The organism is Thomasclavelia sp. (genome assembly GCF_047249845.1).
Classification (GTDB): domain Bacteria; phylum Bacillota_I; class Bacilli_A; order Erysipelotrichales; family Coprobacillaceae; genus Thomasclavelia.
This window is the reverse complement of record NZ_JBKTWO010000001.1, coordinates 22,922-45,035: the sequence shown is the minus strand read 5'-3', so window position 1 is coordinate 45,035 and position 22,114 is coordinate 22,922. Positions and strand designations below refer to the sequence as shown.

Sequence of the window (22,114 nt, the reverse complement as noted above, 5' to 3'; positions counted from 1 at the left end):
TCACCTCCCTTTGTATTTTTTATAATCATAAAGAGATTCTTTTTAAATATTTAAAATTATTTAATATTATAAAAACAACCTATTTATATCAATTTGAGTCTTTATGATTCCTTTTAATTAACTGTTATATTAATAATCTCTTCAATAAATGGTGGCGGCCCACATTTATATCTTTCTTTCATATCAACAATAATACGTATTTTAGCTGCAGTTGCACCTTTATTTTTAGGAATAAAATTATTATTATTAAATTCAATTATATCTTGGTTTTCAATTTCCACTTCATATTTAACATCACTAAATAATTTAGAAAGACACTCATCTATTGTATCTTTATCATATTCACTATCTGATATACTATCTTCATTCACTTCTACATCCCAAACCAAACCTTTTACATTCATGGAATGTTTTTTCTTTAATTTTAGATTTTCTATTTTCCCAATAATTTTATAACGATTAAGGATACAATGCCTACAATTTTCTCTTTCCTCTAGATTATTAGATACTCCTGGTATATTTAAGGTATTAGAGCCATTAATTCTATCAAGAAAAACAATAGTTATACAAATACAAATAATAATCCCTAACATTATAACCATTTTTTTATTTTTCATTTTTTACCTCCCTTTGCATTTTTTATAATCATAAAGGGATTCATTTTAAATATTTCAGCAAACATTTAAAACTTCTTATTATTATATAATCAATCTCTTAAACCTAACAAATTAAAATCATCTTCTATTTAAATCATATCAAAAAACACTCATATAAACAACAAAAATTAAATTTTTTTATTATTATTCATTTTTATACAATTAATATTTTTACAACTAGAGAACTAAAATAACTTAACTATCATAGTACTAAATAAATTATAAAAAATTTCTTTCTATCCATCTTATGTTGTTATTAAACTTTCTGTTTAGGCTTTAAATAATGCTTTACCCCACTATTTCAATACATCTTATGTTGTTATTAAACACAAAACCAACTAAAACAAAAATAATTTTTTACACATTTCAATACATCTTATGTTGTTATTAAACGAAAAATATATTTTAATTATTATGTTAGCGAATATAAATTTCAATACATCTTATGTTGTTATTAAACGGAAACAAGTTCCCCGTTTTTAATTTTTTTACGTAACATTTCAATACATCTTATGTTGTTATTAAACTCAATTGGCGGTACTCGAATTCCTAATTCATATAAATTTCAATACATCTTATGTTGTTATTAAACCATATTTAAATCCATTTGATATGGATATAGGATATGAATTTCAATACATCTTATGTTGTTATTAAACGTACTCTTTGTCTAGCTTGTCCAATACTTATATCAATTTCAATACATCTTATGTTGTTATTAAACCATTGAAATGAGAAACAAGTATTTGAAATTTAAAGTATTTCAATACATCTTATGTTGTTATTAAACCATCACAATTAATATAAAAATTATTAGAATGATTAATTTCAATACATCTTATGTTGTTATTAAACTCTTTACGAAGAATTATGTAAACTTTTCAAAAAAGAATTTCAATACATCTTATGTTGTTATTAAACTTGAAGAAACTGCAAAAATTCCTTTTGGTTACTACGAATTTCAATACATCTTATGTTGTTATTAAACATCGAAGCTGGCAGGGTAACATTGACAGAGGATAATTTCAATACATCTTATGTTGTTATTAAACTGAATGAAAGAGATAAATTAAGAGATAATGCGATAAAATTTCAATACATCTTATGTTGTTATTAAACTGAATGAAAGAGATAAATTAAGAGATAATGCGATAAAATTTCAATACATCTTATGTTGTTATTAAACTAATCACTATCGCTCGTTATAGAGAACTCCAATTTTATTTCAATACATCTTATGTTGTTATTAAACTGCGAGTGTTGCAGATACAAGTGTACTTTTAGAACCATTTCAATACATCTTATGTTGTTATTAAACTGATAGTATTGGTATTTGTGCCGAGGGAAGCTATAATTTCAATACATCTTATGTTGTTATTAAACCCATTTTGCTTTGATGCTGGTGTAGGTTGAGGGGATTTCAATACATCTTATGTTGTTATTAAACTGAAAGTGATGAAGGAAATGAAGGCTCAGCTGAAGAATTTCAATACATCTTATGTTGTTATTAAACATTGTCGATTTAGGAATACCAGTCATTTTAGATAGTATTTCAATACATCTTATGTTGTTATTAAACCCTAGTAAATAAGCCACTTTTCATATTCTATTATACCTCAAAACCTTTATATATCAACACTTTTATGTTTTTTTACCAGGCGATTTTACTTTTTTATAATTACCAGTCAAAATCTTTTGAACCCTTACTCTCCCAATGGTTTTAAAGGTTTAATCATAAATTATGTCTGGTAAAAACTATATAATAATACTTTATTGCTATATAATTTTAAAAATTTATAATTATATATGTGTTATAATATGTTGCTTATCTTTATTTAACTGTTCAATCAATTTATTAACACTTTCAAATTTTCTTTCTTCTCTTATTTTCTTTATAAATGCAATAGTAATTATTTTACCATAAACATCCTCATCAAAATTAAATATATTGACTTCTAATGAAGCTTTAGATAAAGTTTTAAAAGTTGGATTAAAACCAAGATTTGCCATTCCTAAATAAACCTTATCATCAATATATACTTTTGCACCATAAACTCCGTTTTGAGGTAATACATAATCTTTAGCATCAATATTAGCTGTTGGAAATCCAATCTTATGACCGTTTTGGCGTCCATATATAACTTCACCACTTACACTATATGGACGATTTAATAATTTTGTAACAGTTTCTACATCTCCATTATTCAATAATTCCCTAAGATAACTAGATGATATTTTATGATGTTCATATTCTAATTTTTCAATCACTGTTACTTGGTAATCATCATTACTATTTGCAATTAAAATATTATTGTCACCTAATCCCCGATTTCCAAAATGAAAATCAAAACCACATACCACATGTTTGATTTTAGGTTCTATAATGTATTCTTCAATAAATTTTTTAGGTTCTAATTTCGCTAAAGTATTATTAAATCGCAACACGAAAAGATAATCAAAATCATATCTCTTTAATAATTTAATCTTATCCTCTAAACTCATCAAATACTTAAATGGTTGATGAGTTAAAAAAGATTTTGGTTGAACATCAAAAGTCAACAATCCCTTTTTTAAACTATTCTTTTCAGCAACACTTATAACTTCTCTAACCAATTTTAAATGTCCCAAATGAAAACCATCAAAAAATCCTAATGCTACACAACTTGGTTCCAAAACCAGATTATTTTGTTCATTTAAATATATGATTTCCATTACCATAATCCTCTTATATTCTTCAAGTACCCTTCACCATCAGGTCCATACATCGCTAAAACTTTTCTATTCTTATTTACGATAACAACTTGTTCATTAATATCAGCTTTGATCTTTTTCCCATGATAAACAATATTTTCATCTTCAACTTCTAACCACTGATAATCACTTAAAGCAGTTTCTAAATCTAAATATTTAAATTGTCCATCAGCTATTTGTTCCAATGTATAACACTCACTTAAAGAAAACTTACCTGATTTTGTTCTGACTAACTCCTGCATATGACCAGGATACCCCAATGTTGTAGCAATATCAAAACACAATGAGCGAATGTACGTTCCTTTAGAACATCCAACTTTAAACTTGATCAAATTATTTTTAATTTCTAAAACATCTATATAATTAATATTAACTGTTCTAGCTGGTATCTCCACAGTTTCTCCAGCTCGAGCATACTCATATAACTTTTTCCCATTAACTTTAATAGCTGAATACATCGGAGGTTTTTGAACCTGTACACCTATAAAGCTTTTTATACAATTAATTATTTTATCACTATCAATTGACTGATATTCTTTAACTTCTAAGACCATTCCACTAGCATCATATGTATCTGTACTAGTTCCTAAATTTAATGTTGCGATATACTCTTTATTCTCGCTTGTTAAAAATTGAAGAACTTTTGTTGCCTTATTAACACATACTACTAATACACCTGTGGCATCAGGATCTAACGTTCCACAATGACCAACTTTTTTTGTATGTAAGATTTTTCGTAATTTATTAACCACATCGTGGCTTGTCATTCCTTTAGGTTTATTTACCAATATAATTCCATCCATTTTTTATCACCGTTTACCATTTTACAGAGGATTTCAATAAAATGCAAATATCTTTGCATATATTGATAAATTTGATAAAATAGAATACGGTGATTAAAATGACAATGAAAAAAGTTTTAGGCTGTATTCGAAAAGCCGATGAAGAATTTGATTTAATTCAAGATGGTGATAAAGTCTGCGTTGGTGTCTCAGGTGGGAAAGACTCAACTTTGCTTTTATACTGCTTATCACTATATAAAAAATTTGCTCGAGTAAAGTTTGATGTAATTGGTGTTCATATTGAAATGGGATTTCCTAATATGGATTTTAGTGAAGTAGATGCTTTTTGTAAAAAGAATAATATTGAATTATATCATGAACCTAGTGATGTTTATGAAATTCTTAAGCTAAATAAAACAGATGATGGTAGATTACAATGTTCACTTTGTTCAAAATTTAAAAAAGCATTAGTAATTGATGGCGCAAAAAAATATGGTTGCAATAAAGTTGCTTTTGCTCATCATGGTGATGATGCTGTTGAAACATTATTTATGAATATGGTGTATGGTGGTAAAATTGCAACTTTTACTCCTAAAATGTATCTAACTAGAACAGAAATGAATTTTATCCGTCCCTTTGTTTATGCTTATGAATCAGATATAGTTTCAGCAGTAAAAGAGGCTAATGTTCCTATTGTAATCTCTACCTGTCCTGCTGATAAACATACTAAACGTGAAGAATTCAAACACTTATTAAATGATTTATATCAAAAATATCCACAAGCTAAAAGTAATCTTCTGACTAGTTTGACTAATGAAAAAAATACGATGCTCTGGAAAAAAACACCCAAAGAAAAATAAATTCACAAATGTGAATAAATTGTGAAAAAAGTGGACGTTTGTCCACTTTTAAACATGTTTAATAACAAAATAATTTTTCTTACCTCGACGAATTACTGTTGCTTCACTACCAAAAGCATTTGATTTACTTACTATAAACTCAACATCTTTAATTCGCTCCCCATTAATTAGAATAGAACCACCATTAACAAACTCTCTTGCTTCACGTTTACTTTTAGCACCACCACAAGTAATCAAAGCATCTAAAATATTTAAATCTTCTTTTACCTCTACACTAGGAACTCCTTCAAAGCAAACTTTAACCTGGTCTAATGTTAAAGATTGAATTTGTCCTGAAAATAACATTTTCGAAATATTCACAGCCTCATCATAAGCCTCTCTACCATGCAAGAATGTAATTACTTCACGAGCTAATGCCTGATGAGCTTCTCGTAAATGTGGCTGCGTTTTATTTTTTTCTTCTAATTCCATGATTTCTTCAGGAGTTAAGAAAGTTAAGAATTTTAAATAATCAATTACTTTATCATCTTCAGAATTAATAAAGAACTGATACATCTCATATGGAGATGTTTTTTCTTTATCTAGCCAAATAGCTTTACCATTAGTTTTACCAAATTTTGTACCGTCACTCTTTGTTAATAAAGGCATTGTAAATCCATAAGCTTCTTTACCATCTTTTTTACGAATCAATTCAATACCAGCAGTAATATTTCCCCATTGATCTTGACCTGCCACTTGCATTACACAATTTTTATTGTTATATAACCATTCAAAATCCATCGCCTGCATGATCATATAAGAAAATTCTGTATACGTAATTCCTGCATCTAAACGACGTTTAACAATATCTTTATTTAACATATAATTAATATTAAAATACTTACCATAATCTCTTAAAAAATCAATAAAGTTTAAATCTTTTGACCAATCATAGTTATTTACTACTTCAAACCCAAATAAATCTTGAGCTTGTTTTTTTAAACAAGCAAAGTTATGATCCACTGTTTCTTTAGTAATCATTGGTCGTTCTGTATCAGGCTTAGGATCTCCAATTAACCCTGTTGCACCACCAACCAATAAAATAGGATTATGACCTGCCTCCTTTAATCGTTTTGATATCAAAAACGATGAGAAATGTCCAATATGTAAACTATCACCAGTTGGGTCTGTACCAATATAAAAAGTCATCCCTCCATTATTTAACTTTTCTTCTAAATCAGGTGAACTAACATCCTTAATTAATCCACGCCATACTAATTCATCATAAATTTTCATCTCTTATCCTCCATCTATAAAATAAAAAGAGATTCCATCCTAAAAGGACGAAATCTCGCGGTACCACCTTTATTCATGCTCACACATGCGCTCAAAATCAATAACGGAATTACCCGTCTAGACTTTGCATCTAGAAACTCCAGAGTGTATTCATCAGTAGTACATCCTTGTTTTCACCAGCCACAAGGTCTCTTAAATGCCTATTTTGATTACTATTTTCTTTCAACGTCGTAATAGAATTATATGATATATTTTTTAATAAGTCAACATGCCAGCAATTAACTTTATCTTAATTGCCATAAAACTGCATTTCTCCAATTGTACGGGCATTATATTTTACTATTCTAATAGAACTTGTATACACTGCCTCATTTAAATCAAGATATATCCACTTTCCATTTCCAACTAATTCCTGATCTAACAAAAGTTCACCATTTTCATTATTGTACAATTCAATTTTGCCTGTTTTTTCTCCATACCCAAGATAAATTCCTACTGTCTTGAGTAAGGGACAGTTTTTGAATCTTAAAACAGCATCATAAGGAAATACGGTATCTGTATTCCATATATTACTAAAACTAGTCTTAAAAGAAGTTCCCTGTTTTAATGCAGTAAGAGAATCTTTGGGTGTGTTTTCTGATTCATCAAATAAATTAGTAAATGCTTCTTGAATCCCTTTATGATTCTTAGGAGCAGCTAAACTCAACTGTCCTAAATCAATTTCTGATACAGCTACTTTGATACCTTTTTTTAATTGTGAACAACCGACTTCTCCTTTAACTGGTTTTACATCTTCACCAACCTTACTATTGGCGAGTCGTCCATAAAAAACCATCTCTGTTAATTCTGCTGTATTATATTTTACTATCCTAATTTTATTTGTGAAAATCTTTTCATTAGTTACTGGATTGACTTTCCAACAATTAAATGAATCTAGATTAGAACTATAAATCAATTTTCCACTATCATAATCATAAATCTCTATTTTACCAGTATTATATGTATCATACATACCAATGTATGTAATATCATAATAATCATCAAATGTAACTATTGCATCATAAGGATAACTTTGTTGCGAAGACACAGCTATTTTCCCAAAAATAGTTTCCGGTTTTTCTTTAAATTTCAACCATGGTGTTACTGGTGATGATTCAGGTTCATCAAACAAATTATAAAATTGATTTAACATATAATTATCTTGAGATGGTCTTTGTCCAGCTGATATATTGACAATTTCACTATTATCAAAAGTTACTGTTTCTCGAGAACCATTAAGATCGCCTAAACGTAATTCTTGAACCATAATTTTTTCTTGAGGATAAAACTCTGCCTCTACATCTTCTCCACTAGTTTTTACAAAAGTTACTGTTTCTGATACATCTACTGAAACTATTCCATTTTCAATAACAGCAGAATTTTTCTTACCTTCTTTATACCCATAAAACGGAGTAACAAATGAAGCCTTCTTGCAATCCCCTACCATCAAAGGATATTCTTTAAGTTTGCTTCCATCAGCAGTTGGTGACCAAAGAGCATAAATAACTTCCGAAGTATTTCTATCCTTATATTTATAAATATATATATCAGCAGATTCATAATAATCAACTAAATCTGCATTTTTAAGGGTATCGGTGGCCATACTGATGTAATACCATGACTCCTTTTTGTCCCAATCTCCCTTTCCTGTGGTTAAACCAGAATTTGCATAAACACCAGACCATTCATCTCGTAACATGAACATAGAAAGACGATCAAGGCCTTCTCGTTCCCCTACAAGAAAAGCCCGCAAAAGTCGATCTGCTCTTCCTTTTGCATATGCAGGATTATTATGATTGTCAACTCCTTCTTGAGTTAAATCTTTTGCAAACACATCAAACTCTGAACACCAAATATCCACCCCAGGTGTATTTTTATTTCTCCAATCTACAATAGTACGAATATTATTTCTAAATCTAGAATTTTCTGGTGCTTCTTCATCAGTAATATAATCATGGTAATTAATGAAATCAGCTGCAAATTTACCATCTTGTCGATTAAAATCAAACCATTCTTTCATTAAAGTAAGATAGGCAGTAGCATTTTCACCAGAGGATGCTAAACCACCCATTGCCAACTTAAAATTTGGATCCGCACTTTTGACACCTCCATTAGGAATAACGCCTTCATGTCCATCATAATCTGCACTTAACATTGCAGCATATTCATAAGGGGTAAAATAACTGTCCTTTGTCTCCCATGTTTTATCCTGTTCGTTCCATGATTCTACCCCATTTAAAATATTTAAACCTGCCTTGATCATCTCATTTTTATTTACATTAAGAGTGGAATAATCAAGATTAGAATTACTACCATAGCGAGCAGCAAAATTATACATCGCATTACTATGAAGAGCATAAGATACAGGATCATTTGTATCAGCGTTTTCTTCTACAGGAATTGTATTTTTAATTGTTTTCCAATCCTCATTTTCATTTTGAAACGCTTCAGAAGTCATTTGGAGACAAGGGATTACATCTATTTTCATATCTTTGAGAGTTTTATAATAAATATCTTTATCAACCACATTTGTAAAACTATGTGTTCCATCTTGATGGGTCATCCAAGACCAGTTATAATATTCCCTAATATTTCCAAGTGCCAAAAGTGCTGTATAGGGATCATCACAAAAAGCATTAGCGCCTATTTTTTGACCAGATGTTAAATTTGAAGATTGAAACACTTCTTTTTCAGGTCCGGTTTTTTGTATGTCTTTATTTGTTAGTTCACTTACTTTATAACCATAAATTCCTAATTCATTAATCCCGCTATCTGTACTATTACATGTAACTCGTAAATAACGAGTTGGTTGAGGGGTTTCAAAATGTTCCACTCGATATTTCATATAATAATTAGTAGGTAAAGACCCAAGCTGTTTCCATGTTGAAGGATCTCCCTGCCAAATTTTTACTGTGGGTGAACCATTAGCATCCATATACCCAATATCAGTGATCATATAATAACCACCCAAATCAATATGCATATTTGCCCCACCATATTCTGATTTTGCATGAGGATACCATGTTTTACCTTCTATTTTATTATTACTAGTTACTGGTGTCTGTGGTAGCAGTTCTTGATCATCAAACAAAATTTCTGCATCACGTGTGTAATCATATCTAAGAAATGCAATTGATTCATCATAAATTGTCATTTCATTAACATCTAGTAAAGTTGATTCAGTTTTTTTATAAATTAGGTTTTTTCCTCCTGCAAACACTTCTACTGTATTTAAAATAAAACAAAAAGCAGTACATATCGCTATTATTCTCAAAGTTTTTTTCATAAAACTCCTCCCTCTTTCTTTATTATAGATGCCTTTAAAGATTTGATTAAATTTAATTAACTGCACTAACTAATTTATCCAGCATAGTAAAAAAATGAATAGAAAATATCTATTCATTAGTAGAATCTCGTTTAATAAACATATGTTGTACAGCAATTTCTTTAGAATCAATTTTTTCTTCATGTAAAAACTTTGTTAATAAACGCACTGCAAGTGCTCCCATATCATAAACAGGTACATTCATTGAAGATAATGTTGGTTTACACATTATTGAATAGCTAGTATTCAACATACCCACAACTTCCATTTCTCCAGGAATACTGATTCCATTTTCCTGAGCTGCATTAATCACTGCTACCCCATCTTTATCATACCCACAAAACACCAAATCATGTCGATGTTTTTTAAAATATTCAACAAAATTAGGGTAAGTATTTTCATAATGGCTTGAGCTAGTTAAAATCTGATTAGTTGTAAAAACTTTATCATATTTTTTATATGTATCTTTGATACCCTCAATAATTTCATCACTTTTGATTAAATTTTGCTTTGGCAAAATATAGACAATATCATCTTTTCCATTTGCTAAATATTTATCAACAATTTCTTCAGCAGCTTTTTTAACATCAATATATATAGAACCTATATTTTCACCAGAAATCTTTTTACCAATAACTACAATTGGTAAATTATATTTAACAATTGAATCGATAGTTTCATCAATATTATCATTATTAAATAAGATAACTCCATCTACTCGTGATTTAACTAAACGCTCGGTAACATCAACAACCGTATTTTCATCACCAATATCATCAGTAGTATACATATTAATATTATAATCTAAGTGTCTACCAGTATCTCCAATACCACCGATCATATCCTTTACATGAGCAAATAATGATTGCGGGAATACTATTGCAATAGTAGTAGTTTTGCTTGTTGCTAGTCCTCTAGCAATATCATTTGGTTTGAAATCTAAGCGTTCAATAACATCCAAGACTTTTTGTTTGGTTTTTTCTCGAACAACATTTGAACCATTAATCACCCGAGAAACTGTTGCAAGAGAAACACCTGCTTCTCTTGCAACATCATAAATAGTAACTTTCTTCATTAATCTTTTAAATCTTCAATGATGACATCTAGCTCATCTTCAATATCATCCATTGCATCATCTAGTTCTTTTATTGCATCAAAATCTTTGTCTTGAATTTTTGTCTTAATTTCATTTAGCTTATTTGTTAAATCGCTGCTAACTTTAGCAACTGATGCTTTAAAGTTTGCATATTCATCACTTGATTTAACAGAGCTAGCTAATTGTTCTAATTTTACTTTTACCTCTGCTAATTTAGTACCTGTTGATTCTTTAAATTCCTCAACATCAAATTCATCAATTGAAAGTTTAATTTCTTCAATCGTATTATTAATCAAATCCTCAAAATCTTCTTTAGTCATATTTTGAGCCTTATCATATAACTCTTGAGATTTTTCCTTAAGATCTTCTCTTAATTCACTACCTTTTTTAGGAGCTAATAACATCCCAATTACTGTACCAATACCAATACCAGCTATAAATTTTCCAATTTTCATAACACTTTCACCTTTCTAAAATTTTTTTCTAAACAAACTAATAATAGCACTAATCGGATTAAACTTAGGTCGATTCGGATCGAAGAAACGAGCAATTGATTCAATCGGTGCATTTAAAAGATCCAATTTATAAGTTATATCATCCATGATTTTTTCTGCCTTATCAATTGTACTTTGAGCCATTTCTACTGTGTTACCAACTTGTTTTACTGTTGTCGAACTACGAAGCAAAAGAATTCCTAAACAAACTAATGCAAAAGCTCCTGACAAAATTAAAACACAGTAACAAACGTCTATAGCAGTCATAACTTTACCTCGACTTTCTAAAAAATATTATACCACAATTTTTAATACTTATATAGATTTTTTTATCGTGATAACTTTTTCTTCAAGTTTATATATATCTTTACTAGACATAAACAAGAAAACTACATCATCATATTTGGCTAACTCTTCAGCTGCTTCTTGATCTTCTCCAATAACTTTTGCTCTCGGTAAATTTTTAGCGATATCATATATATCAATATCGATACCGTCTTCTTTTGCAGCATTTTCAGGGAAAGGACAAAAATATGGATAATCAGCTAAATCCATTGCTTGGGCAAATTGAACTGCAAATCGAGCTCCCCGAGAAAAACGATCTGGTTTAAATATTGCTACGATCTTTTTGCTAGGATATTTGACCCTAGTTGCCTCTATTACATATTTAATTGCAGTAGGATGATGCGCATAATCATCAACGTAAACATTATTACCTACTTCAGTAACACTATAACGGCGTTTCGTACCTTCAAAAGTTGCCAATCTATTTTGAATATATTCACTACTCATGTTTTCTAAATAACCAAGTGTAATAATAGCCAGTGAATTATATAACATATGCATACCAAAGAATGGCAAATTGAAATGTCCAAATAATTCATTATGAATATAAACATCAAAAGAAAAACCTAAATTATTTTCTATTATATTTACCGCCCTAACGTCATTATAGTCATTTAGACCAAATCTCATAACTCTTTTTTTAAAATTAATTTTTTTAATATTTTGATCATCGCCCCAAACAATAACTGTATCTTTTACTTGATTTGCAAATTTTTCAAATGACTCAATATATCTTTCTAATGTTTTAAAATAATCAACATGATCTAATTCAATATTATTAATAATAGCATATTTTGGATAATAATATAAAAAATGATCCTGAAATTCACATGATTCTGCAATAAAGTACTTACTATCTTTAACCGCATGACCAGTACCATCACCAATTAAAACTGATGTTTTATCAAAACCTTCAAACAAATGATAAGCCATCCCTGTTGTTGTAGTTTTACCATGAGTACCTGCTATACTGATAGAAATAAATTTTTCCATAAATTGACCTAAAAACTCAAAATACCGATAACATTTAACATTTGGATTAGCTAATGCAGCTTTAACTTCCACATGTTCATCATTAAAAGCATTACCAATAATCACAGTATAACCATCTTTAATATTATTAGCATCAAAAGAATAAATCGGAATATTTCTTTTTCTTAATTCTTCCTCTATAAAAATATATTTATCTATATCACTACCACATACTTCATTCCCAAGTTCATAAAGAATTTCCGCTAACGGTGCCATTCCTGAACCCTTAATACCTATAAAATAATACATTTTTGTCACCTCACTCCACCATTTTAGCACAAATTAAGATAAAAGTATTTAACGTATTCTAAAAAGTATAATTTTTTATCGACAATTAAAATGATTAAGATTTATTCTCTTAATCATTAAATTACTTTTAGATCTTTTGAATAACTGTTTAATACTTTACATCCCTCTTTAGTAACCATTACTAAATCTTCAATCCGTACCCCAAACTTACCTGGTAAATAAATTCCTGGCTCAATTGAAAAAATCATGCCTTCTTCAACTTCTAAATCAAAATTTACAGAAACATCACCATATTCATGAACATCTTTTCCAATAAAATGACCTAAACGATGATTAAACTCCTTACCATATCCTGCTTTAGTAATTAAATCACGGGCAGTTTTATCTATATCACACAATTTAACTCCAGGCTTTATTATTGCTTCTGCAGCTTCATTAGCTGATTTTACTAATTCATAAACCTTTCTTGCTTCCTCACTAACTTCTTGATAAAAAACTGTTCTAGTCATATCTGAACAATAACCTTTATATTTACACCCCATATCAATAATTATGCTGTCTCCCGGTTTCAAGTGACTATTATCATTTTCATGATGAGGATTAGCCCCATTAGCACCATAGGCAATGATTGCATCAAAACTATTACCATCACCACCTAATTTATTATAAATTTCACCTAACTTGTCTGCTACTTCAAGTTCTGATAATCCTAAAGATACTTGATGGATAACTTCATGAATCGCTTTATCATTGATCAAACTAGCTTCTATCATTAAAGCCTGCTCTATTTCATCCTTGATCATTCGAACATGATCAATACACTTTGAGCCATTAACAAATCTAACATCAGGGATTTTTTCCATTAAACTAAGTAAAAAATTTGCACGCCAATGTTTATCAACACCAATTACCTTTGGATTATTAAGATTATCAACTATTGATTGTACAGCATCATCTGTGTCACTATGCCAAACAATATCAATTCCTAAATCATTTTCAACAAAAAATAATTTATTAAAAAATAATTTATGATGACCATTTACAGCCAACATTAATACATACATTCTTTCACCAGGATTATTGACATAATTAATCAGATAATCTATTGATGAAGGTTCACTAATCAATAAATAATCTAGACCAGCTTCCTTCATATTACTTACAACGGCATCAATTCTATTCTTGTTCATCATCAATCACCGCGATTCCTAATTCTTCTAACTGTGCATTATCAACATTACTTGGGGCTTTAGACATTGGGCACACTGCGCTAGCATTTTTAGGGAAAGCAATAACTTCGCGGATATTTTCACTTCCTGTAAGCAGCATCGCTAGACGATCAAGACCTAATGCAAATCCTCCATGTGGTGGTGTACCATATTGAAAAGCTTCAACAAACCAGCCAAATTGACTATCAATTCTTTCTTGAGTAAATCCTAACGCTTTAAAAGCCCGTTCTTGTAAGTCTTGTTCATAAATTCTTTGTGATCCTCCACCTAATTCAAAACCATTTAAAACAATATCATATGCATCAGCTAAACAATTAGCTGGATCATTTTCAATTTTATCAATATCACTATCTTTAGGACGAGTAAATGGGTGATGTACTGCATAATAACGTTCTGTTTCATCATCATATTCAAACATTGGGAAATCAACAATCCATAAAAATGCAAACTCATCATTATTAAATAATTTTAGCTCTTTTCCCAAATGATTACGTAACGCTGCTAAAGCATCACAAACAACACTATATTTAACATCACTAACAAATAATAACAAATCATTATCACCAGCATCCATAGCAGTTAATAAACGTGTCATTTGTTCATCGTTAAAAAATTTAGCAATTGGTCCTTCACCTTTTCCATTCTTAACTTTTAACCAGGCTAGTCCCTTAGCCTTATATGTTTTAACTACATCTGTTAACTTATCAATCGCTTTACGAGAAAAATTATCCGCCTCTCCTTTAACATTGATTCCTTTAACATGTCCATTAGCCTCTAATGCACTTTTAAAAACCATAAATTCAACATCTTTTACTGTTTCATTTAAATTTACTAACTCTAATCCAAAACGAATATCCGGTTTATCAATTCCGTATTTTTCCATTGCTTCATGCCAAGTCATACGTGGCAACGGTAATTGAAGGTTAATTCCTTTAACATCTTTCATTACTTGAGCTAATAATTCTTCTCCCATAGTAATGATTTCATCAGTTGTCATAAAACTCATTTCAACATCAACTTGCGTAAATTCTGGCTGGCGATCTAAACGAAGATCCTCATCTCTAAAACACCGAGCAATCTGATAATAACGTTCAAATCCCGAAACCATCAATAATTGTTTAAATAATTGCGGTGATTGAGGTAAAGCATAAAAAGAACCATTATGAACTCTGGAAGGAACTAAAAAATCTCTTGCTCCTTCAGGCGTTGAGCGATTTAAATAAGGAGTTTCTACATCAATAAAATCATGATTATCCAAAAAATTACGAATACTGCTAGTAATTTTATGACGTGTTATAATTTTATTTTGCATTACTGGTCTTCTTAAATCTAAATAACGATATTGCATTCTAGCATCTTCACTGGCATCAGTGTCATCACTCGTATAAATAGGCGTAACTTTAGCAGTATTAATAATATTAATATGCATAGCTTCAATCTCTATATCCCCTGTTGGCATATTAGGATTTTTAGAGCTGCGTTCAATTACTTTACCAGCTACATGTAACACATACTCATTTTTAATTTCTCTACCTATAGCTTCCATTTCTTCATTTAAAACAATCTGGGTAATTCCAAAACGATCTCTTAAATCAATAAAAATTAAAGATCCTAGATTTCTTTTTTTAGCTACCCATCCTTTTAATTCAACAAATTTATTAACATCACTAATTCTTAATTCGCCATTATTATGAGTTCTATTCATGAACATGTCCCTCCATATGATTTTCAATATAAGCTACAATATTTTCAATTGGTACTATATCCTGTGTTTTTGAATGAGTACATTTGATATTTACTACTTCATCAGCTACTTCCTGATCACCAATGATCATTGCAAAATGACTATCCATTCGATCAACCGTTTTAAATTGAGCTTTTAAAGAGCGCCCTTGATAATCCATATCGACACTAAAACCATTAGCACGAAGCATCGCTGTAATCTGAACCGCTAAATCTTTAGCTTGATCACCCAAAGGCATTACATATACATCCAATCCATCAGCTTCTTCTAAATCATCATCCATTGCAATTAACAAGCGTTCCATTCCAAAGGCAAATCCAACACCAGGAGCTTCTGGTCCACCTAATTCTTGAACTAAACCATTGTAGCGACCACCACCACCAACTGTTGAACCAGCTCCTAAACGTGGATCATCAGAAATAACTTCAAATACAGTATGACAATAATAGTCTAATCCACGAACTAAATTTGTATCGACTACATATTCAATTTCCAAATCATCTAATAGTTCACATACTTTAGTAAAATGTTGTTTTGCTGCTTCACTTAAATAATCGATTGTTTTTGGTGCCTTAGCCATAGCTGGATGATCATGATCAATTTTACAATCCAAAATTCTTAACGGATTAATTTCATAACGACTTTTACAATCACCACACAACTCATCTAAATATGGCTCAAAATGAGCTTTTAGAGCATTACGATAAGCATCACGACTTTCATTATCACCAAGTGTATTAATATGTAACTTAACCCCTTTTAATCCTAGCGCTTCAACAAGAGTAACTGCCATAGTCATACATTCAACATCTAAATATGGTGATTCATAACCAATCATTTCTACCCCGAATTGGTGAAACTGACGTTGCCGCCCATTTTGAGGACGTTCATATCTAAACATTGGTCCAATATAATATAATTTACTAATTTTATCAGGATTAGAAAACATCTTATTTTCTACATACGCTCTAGCCACACCCGCTGTTCCTTCAGGGCGTAAAGTTATTGAACGACCTTTCTTATCTGCAAAAGTATACATTTCTTTACTAACTACATCAGTTGTATCACCAACTGCACGACAAAATAATTCTGTATGTTCAAATATTGGTGTTCGCACCTCTTTAACATTATAATTAGCACAAATAGTCCTAATTAATTGTTCTAACGTTTGCCATTTAGCACTTTGCTCAGGCAAAATATCCACTGTTCCTCGAGCAGCTTTATACATCATCTTCATTTCCTCCTTAATAATATAAAAACGTCCTTAAAATAAGGACGTTAATTAACGCGGTACCACCTTAATTCGTGTTAAACAACACGCTCTCTTGTCTTAACGCGACATACGTTTACTTCTACTTACTTCAAAGTAACTCCTCCCAAGTGTCCCACAACCTTCTTTTAAATACTTTCACCACCCGTATTCTCTCTAAAAAAAGATATAATTGTTTAAGCTTGTTCTCTGGATTAAAAATATTATATATAATATTTTTTTTAAAAGCAAGAATATTTACTGATAATTAATATCATTATCCTTTTTAATAAAATAACAATTCTAAATCAACCAATATTACTTGCTATAGATCTACTAAATATTATAGTCATTATCGTTGATTATAATCCAATCATAAACAACATTTTACTCATTAACTGCGAAGAATTCATCATAAATCAATCAGATTCTAATTCTTTTTCACTTAATTTAAAAATATTAATTATCTAATGAATAATTCTTTTAACCTCAAATATTCCTTGTATCTTATTAATATTATCAATTGCCTGTTGCAATCGCGAAGCATCTTCTACTGAAATCTTGAGTTTAATAATTGCTTTCATATCAATAACATCTGCATGAATATTTAAAATATTAATCTTCATTTGTCCTAAAGACGTAACTACATCATTTAGTAAATTAGTTCGATCTAAACCAATTATTTCCAGATCAGCCTGAAACTTCATAGTTGAAATTGAAGCAAAATCCCAGTAAACATCTATTAATCTAGATTTCACTTCAGGCATTTGAATATTAGGACAATCTTTACGATGAACTTTAATTCCTTGACCTTGTGAAACAAAGCCTTGAATATCATCACCAGGAATCGGATTACAACATTTAGATAACTGGATCTTTAAACCATCTATTCCTTTAACAACAACGCCTGAATTACTTCTTATTGATTGTTGTTTTTCATTAACCTGATTATTTCTTTGCAGCATTTTAGAAATACTATCAAAAAAACCACTCTTTTTAGGAACAACTCGATCAATCAAAGTCATTGCCGGCAAACTCTTTTTACCAATAAAATAAAGAATATCATCAAATGAACGAGCACCAAATGACCCTAAAAAAGTTTTATAAGTATCTGGATCTAAATATTTTTTCTCATCTAACTGTCGTTTTCTAAGTTCCTCTCTTAAAACCTTACGTCCATCTTCAATTGCATCTTTCTTAGTTTCTGCCTCTCTAGATGCGATGAATTGTCGGATTTTATTACGAGCACCAGCCGTACGAACAAATTTCAACCAATCCTCACTGGGCCCTTGCGATTGCTTATTTGTCTTGATTTCAACTACATCACCAGTATTTAACTTTGTATCTATTGGCACCATAACATTGTTAACTAAAGCACCAACAGCTTTATGACCCACTTCAGTATGAATTCGGTATGCAAAATCAATTGGAGTTGAACCATTTGGTAATTCAACAATTTTCCCTTGTGGGGTTAAAACATAAACATTAGCTTCAAAAATATCCCTTCTTAATGAATCATAATATTCTTTTGCATCACCATCTTTAATATCATCACTTAAAGAAATAAACTCTCTTAGCCACTGTAATTTTTCACCAATTTCCTGTTGTTCCTTTTTAGAAGAATAACCTTTGTTTTCTTTATAACGCCAATGAGCAGCTATCCCTAATTCTGCTAATTCATCCATCTCTTCAGTACGGATTTGAATTTCAAAAGTATTTCCATCCTCACCGATTACAGAAGTATGCAAAGATTGATACATATTCGGTTTTGGCATAGCAATATAATCTTTAAATCTTCCAGGAATTGGACGGTAATGATCATGAATTAAACCCAAAACACCATAACAATCCATCTTATCTTTAGTAATGATCCTTAAAGCATATAAATCATATAGCTCATCAAAACGTTTCTTTTTAACAAACATTTTTTTGTAAATACTATAAATTGATTTAGCCCTTCCTAAAATTCGATACTCATATTTATTTTCATCAAGCATATTTTTAACAGATTCCATCATTTTAGCAACAGATTCTTTTCTTTCTTCCTGTTTAACTGCTAAAAGATTAGAAATATCTTTAAAGGCTACAGGATCTAAATATGATAAACTTAAATCTTCTAATTCAGTTTTAATATCATTGATCCCTAAACGATGAGCAATTGGTGTATATACTTCTAAAGTTTCTCTAGCAATTCTTTTTTGTTTATGAGGAGGCATAAATTGTAATGTTCTCATATTATGAAGACGATCGGCAAACTTTATTAATATAACTCGAATATCCTTTGCCATGGCAATATAGATCTTTCGATGATTTTCAGCATAAACATCTGATTCATCTTTAAAGGGCATTTTACCAATTTTCGTAACCCCTTCAACTAATGTTGTAATTTCCTCTCCAAAACGTTCAACCATTTCTTCACGACTGACATGACAATCTTCCATTACATCATGAAGCAACCCTGCTGTAATCGTAGCTGGTCCAGTTTGTAAAGTTGCTAAAATATAAGCTACCCAAATCAAATGATTAGTATATGGTTCACCGCTTTTTCGTTTTTGATCCTTATGTTTTTCCATAATATAATCATAAGCCTGATTTATTAAAGTAAGACTTTCTTGACTAGTAATATATTTATTACATACTTCTAAAACATCTTTTATTGAAACACTATCCCCTGCACCTTTGTATTCCATCATAAAAACACCTCCCTTATTATTAAAAAAGAGCCATGCTCTTTTTTAATATTTTAATATTGAATAAACATTATAACCTTCTAGTTTATCTCTTCCTTTTAATTCTTCTAATTCAATTAAAAAAGCAATTCCAATTACTTTTCCACCTAATTTTTCTACTAACTTAACAGTTGCTTCAACAGTCCCCCCTGTTGCCAGTAGGTCATCAACAATAATTACATTTTGTCCTTGTTCAATACTATCAGCATGAATATGAACCTCATTAGTTCCATATTCTAATGCATATGTTTCACATACTGTTTTCCTAGGTAATTTACCAGGTTTTCTAACTGGTACAAATCCCGCATTAATGTTATAAGCTACAGGACAGCCAAATAAAAAACCTCGTGCTTCTGGCCCTGCGACAATATCAACTTTTGCATCCAGACTATTAGCCCAGTCAACAAATTGATCAATTGTTTCTCTAAAAGCATCTCGATCTTTCATCAATGGCGTTACATCTCTAAATATGACCCCTTCTTCAGGAAAATCTTTTATGCTAGCTACAAATTTTGTTAAATCCATTTTATACACTACTTCTCCTTTACAATCATGCCTTATGATATTCAATTATACCATTTTTATGCATTAAATAAAACTATTTAATTGTTTCGATAATTAGATTAACTGATTCAATATTATTATAGACATTAATACTAAATTTACCAATAGCATTTATCTTTTTAACATCTTTATATTTTTCAAACATATCACCATGATTAAAAAACAATGCCTGCCCCCTTGTATTAGCTAAATCAAGATCAAAACGAAGGTGTTTACCATTCGATAATAAAATTACTTTCTTTACTGGTAGGTCTTTTGCATAAAAATATGCTTCTTCATTACCATTACCTAGTGGTTCTAATTGTTCTAATTGTTTTACACTAGTTAAACAAATTTCATCACTTAATACTTCTAATACATCAATTAAAGGTGGCCGATAATTTTCTAACTGTTCATCTAAATAAACAGTTAATTTTTGTTTAAGCTTTTCAACATTATCAAACTTAACACTAAATCCTCCTGCTAGAGCATGTCCTCCATAACTATCTAAAATATCTTCAACCTGTTTAAAAATATTATTTAATGATAATCCTTCAATTCCTCTAGCACTACCCTTATAAATATTTTTATCTATATCTAAACTCATCACAAAACTTGGTCGATTATATTGACGAGTATACTTACCCGCTACCAGACCAATTAAGCCTTCATGAATTTCATTTTGATAACTATATAAAAATTGTTCATTCCCGTCAAGTGCAGTTAAAACATTCTGATATTGTTTATTTGTCATTTCTTGTCTTTTTGTATTAATTTCAACTGCTTTGGAACTAACTGCTTTTAATATTCCAATTGACGCATCTTGACGAAAATACTTAACCAAATGATTGGGATTAACTAATTCACTAAGTCTTCCAAATGAATTAACTTTAGGTGCAATAGTAAAACCAATACTTGTAACACTATATTTTTGATTATTACCAATTAATAATTCTAATTGAGTAAATTTATTTTCTTTCATAAACTCTAAAGCTCGTTTAACTAAAGCACGATTTTCATCAAGTAGTGGCATCATATCAGAAATAGTAGTAATTGCTGCTAAACAAAACAAATATTTATCATGTCTTTTTAGTAAAGCACTAGCCAATTTATAAGCTACAAACCCTCCCGATATCTCCTTATAAGGATAATCAGGGGAAATTTTAGTATGAATGATTGAAAATGCCTCCGGAAGCTCCTCGTCACAGGTATGGTGATCAGTAATAATTACATCCACCCCTAGTTCATTGGCCCGTTCAACTGCATCATATGCTTTTATTCCATTATCAACTGTAATAATTAAAGTATAACCTTTACTTGCCATCTGTTCAACTCGCTGACAGTTCAAACCATAACCATCTTCTAAACGACTTGGAATGTGATACCCAACTTCAACTCCCAATTGTCTAAAGGCATCTACTAAAATTGAAGTTGCTAGTATTCCATCACAATCATAATCACCATAAATACAAATCTTTTCTTTATTTTCAATTGCCTCCTGAATTCTTTCTAACGTTATTTCAGCTTCTGAAAATAATGAAAAGTCATGATAAATCAAACGATTAGATAATATTAATTCAATTTGAGATTGTGAATAATTCTTATAAGCAAAAATCTTTGCTAAAAGTGAATTTATATTATATTCCTGCATATAGTGTTTGTAGTCCAAATCATTTATAATCTGCCATTCCATAAATACTCCTTTCAAATAAAAAT

General features: G+C 30.1%; 16 protein-coding genes, 1 CRISPR repeat array and 2 other annotated features. Of the genes, 1 reads left to right on the top strand and 15 read right to left on the bottom strand.

Going from position 1 to position 22,114, the window contains the following annotated elements; genetic code table 11:
* Window positions 1-113 precede the first annotated feature (113 nt).
* The 3 genes from ACLR9T_RS00175 to truB all read right to left on the bottom strand — a co-directional run bounded on the left by ACLR9T_RS00175 (window position 114) and on the right by truB (window position 4,210).
* A complete protein-coding gene (locus ACLR9T_RS00175) occupies window positions 114-617 on the bottom strand; it encodes a hypothetical protein (RefSeq protein WP_413107510.1) in 504 nt (167 codons plus the stop codon).
* Window positions 618-888: 271 nt separating this feature from the next.
* Window positions 889-2,235: direct repeats of the CRISPR family, unit length 30 nt; unit sequence ATTTCAATACATCTTATGTTGTTATTAAAC.
* Window positions 2,236-2,456: 221 nt separating this feature from the next.
* Complete coding sequence (locus ACLR9T_RS00170; protein ID WP_413107509.1) at window positions 2,457-3,368, bottom strand: bifunctional riboflavin kinase/FAD synthetase; 912 nt, start codon at window positions 3,366-3,368, stop codon at window positions 2,457-2,459.
* Entirely contained in the window at window positions 3,368-4,210 is an 843-nt protein-coding gene (gene truB / locus ACLR9T_RS00165) for a tRNA pseudouridine(55) synthase TruB (protein ID WP_413107508.1), read from the bottom strand. Before truB ends, ACLR9T_RS00170 begins: the two co-directional genes overlap by 1 nt.
* A 98-nt stretch (window positions 4,211-4,308) precedes the next feature.
* Here truB and ACLR9T_RS00160 point away from each other — a divergent pair, with 98 nt between their 5' ends.
* Window positions 4,309-5,049, top strand: a complete 741-nt coding sequence (locus tag ACLR9T_RS00160; RefSeq protein ID WP_413107507.1) for an ATP-binding protein — start codon at window positions 4,309-4,311, stop codon at window positions 5,047-5,049.
* Between the two features lie 48 nt (window positions 5,050-5,097).
* On the opposite strand, the gene tyrS is transcribed toward ACLR9T_RS00160, so the two are convergent.
* The 12 genes from tyrS to recJ all read right to left on the bottom strand — a co-directional run bounded on the left by tyrS (window position 5,098) and on the right by recJ (window position 22,091).
* Window positions 5,098-6,324: a tyrosine--tRNA ligase gene (gene tyrS, locus ACLR9T_RS00155; RefSeq protein WP_413107506.1), complete on the bottom strand. Its 1,227-nt coding sequence runs from the start codon at window positions 6,322-6,324 to the stop codon at window positions 5,098-5,100.
* A 40-nt stretch (window positions 6,325-6,364) separates the two neighbouring features.
* Window positions 6,365-6,559, bottom strand: a binding site (T-box leader).
* A gap of 54 nt (window positions 6,560-6,613) precedes the next feature.
* Window positions 6,614-9,649, bottom strand: coding sequence for a hypothetical protein (locus ACLR9T_RS00150; protein ID WP_413107505.1), 3,036 nt, complete (start codon window positions 9,647-9,649; stop codon window positions 6,614-6,616).
* 109 nt (window positions 9,650-9,758) lie between these two features.
* Complete coding sequence (locus ACLR9T_RS00145; RefSeq protein ID WP_413107504.1) at window positions 9,759-10,763, bottom strand: LacI family DNA-binding transcriptional regulator; 1,005 nt, start codon at window positions 10,761-10,763, stop codon at window positions 9,759-9,761.
* Window positions 10,763-11,239, bottom strand: a complete 477-nt coding sequence (locus tag ACLR9T_RS00140; RefSeq protein ID WP_413107503.1) for a YtxH domain-containing protein — start codon at window positions 11,237-11,239, stop codon at window positions 10,763-10,765. The genes ACLR9T_RS00145 and ACLR9T_RS00140 overlap by 1 nt, the downstream gene beginning before the upstream one ends.
* 15 nt (window positions 11,240-11,254) lie before the next feature.
* Window positions 11,255-11,545 carry a hypothetical protein gene (locus tag ACLR9T_RS00135; protein ID WP_413107502.1) on the bottom strand — a complete coding sequence of 97 codons (291 nt, stop codon included), beginning with the start codon at window positions 11,543-11,545 and terminating at the stop codon, window positions 11,255-11,257.
* 48 nt (window positions 11,546-11,593) lie between these two features.
* Window positions 11,594-12,904: a UDP-N-acetylmuramate--L-alanine ligase gene (locus tag ACLR9T_RS00130; RefSeq protein WP_413107501.1), complete on the bottom strand. Its 1,311-nt coding sequence runs from the start codon at window positions 12,902-12,904 to the stop codon at window positions 11,594-11,596.
* A 116-nt stretch (window positions 12,905-13,020) separates the two neighbouring features.
* Window positions 13,021-14,094 carry a M24 family metallopeptidase gene (locus tag ACLR9T_RS00125; protein ID WP_413107500.1) on the bottom strand — a complete coding sequence of 358 codons (1,074 nt, stop codon included), beginning with the start codon at window positions 14,092-14,094 and terminating at the stop codon, window positions 13,021-13,023.
* Window positions 14,081-15,838, bottom strand: coding sequence for an aspartate--tRNA ligase (gene aspS / locus ACLR9T_RS00120; protein ID WP_413107499.1), 1,758 nt, complete (start codon window positions 15,836-15,838; stop codon window positions 14,081-14,083). The genes ACLR9T_RS00125 and aspS overlap by 14 nt, the downstream gene beginning before the upstream one ends.
* Entirely contained in the window at window positions 15,831-17,108 is a 1,278-nt protein-coding gene (gene hisS, locus ACLR9T_RS00115) for a histidine--tRNA ligase (protein ID WP_413107498.1), read from the bottom strand. Before hisS ends, aspS begins: the two co-directional genes overlap by 8 nt.
* Window positions 17,109-17,145: 37 nt before the next feature.
* Window positions 17,146-17,346, bottom strand: a binding site (T-box leader).
* 247 nt (window positions 17,347-17,593) lie between these two features.
* Window positions 17,594-19,819, bottom strand: coding sequence for a RelA/SpoT family protein (locus ACLR9T_RS00110; RefSeq protein ID WP_413107497.1), 2,226 nt, complete (start codon window positions 19,817-19,819; stop codon window positions 17,594-17,596).
* 42 nt (window positions 19,820-19,861) lie between these two features.
* The gene (locus ACLR9T_RS00105) at window positions 19,862-20,380 is read right to left on the bottom strand and encodes an adenine phosphoribosyltransferase (RefSeq protein WP_413107496.1); all 519 of its coding nucleotides are present in this window, start codon (window positions 20,378-20,380) and stop codon (window positions 19,862-19,864) included.
* 73 nt (window positions 20,381-20,453) lie between these two features.
* Complete coding sequence (gene recJ, locus ACLR9T_RS00100) at window positions 20,454-22,091, bottom strand: single-stranded-DNA-specific exonuclease RecJ (RefSeq protein WP_413107495.1); 1,638 nt, start codon at window positions 22,089-22,091, stop codon at window positions 20,454-20,456.
* Window positions 22,092-22,114 lie beyond the last annotated feature (23 nt).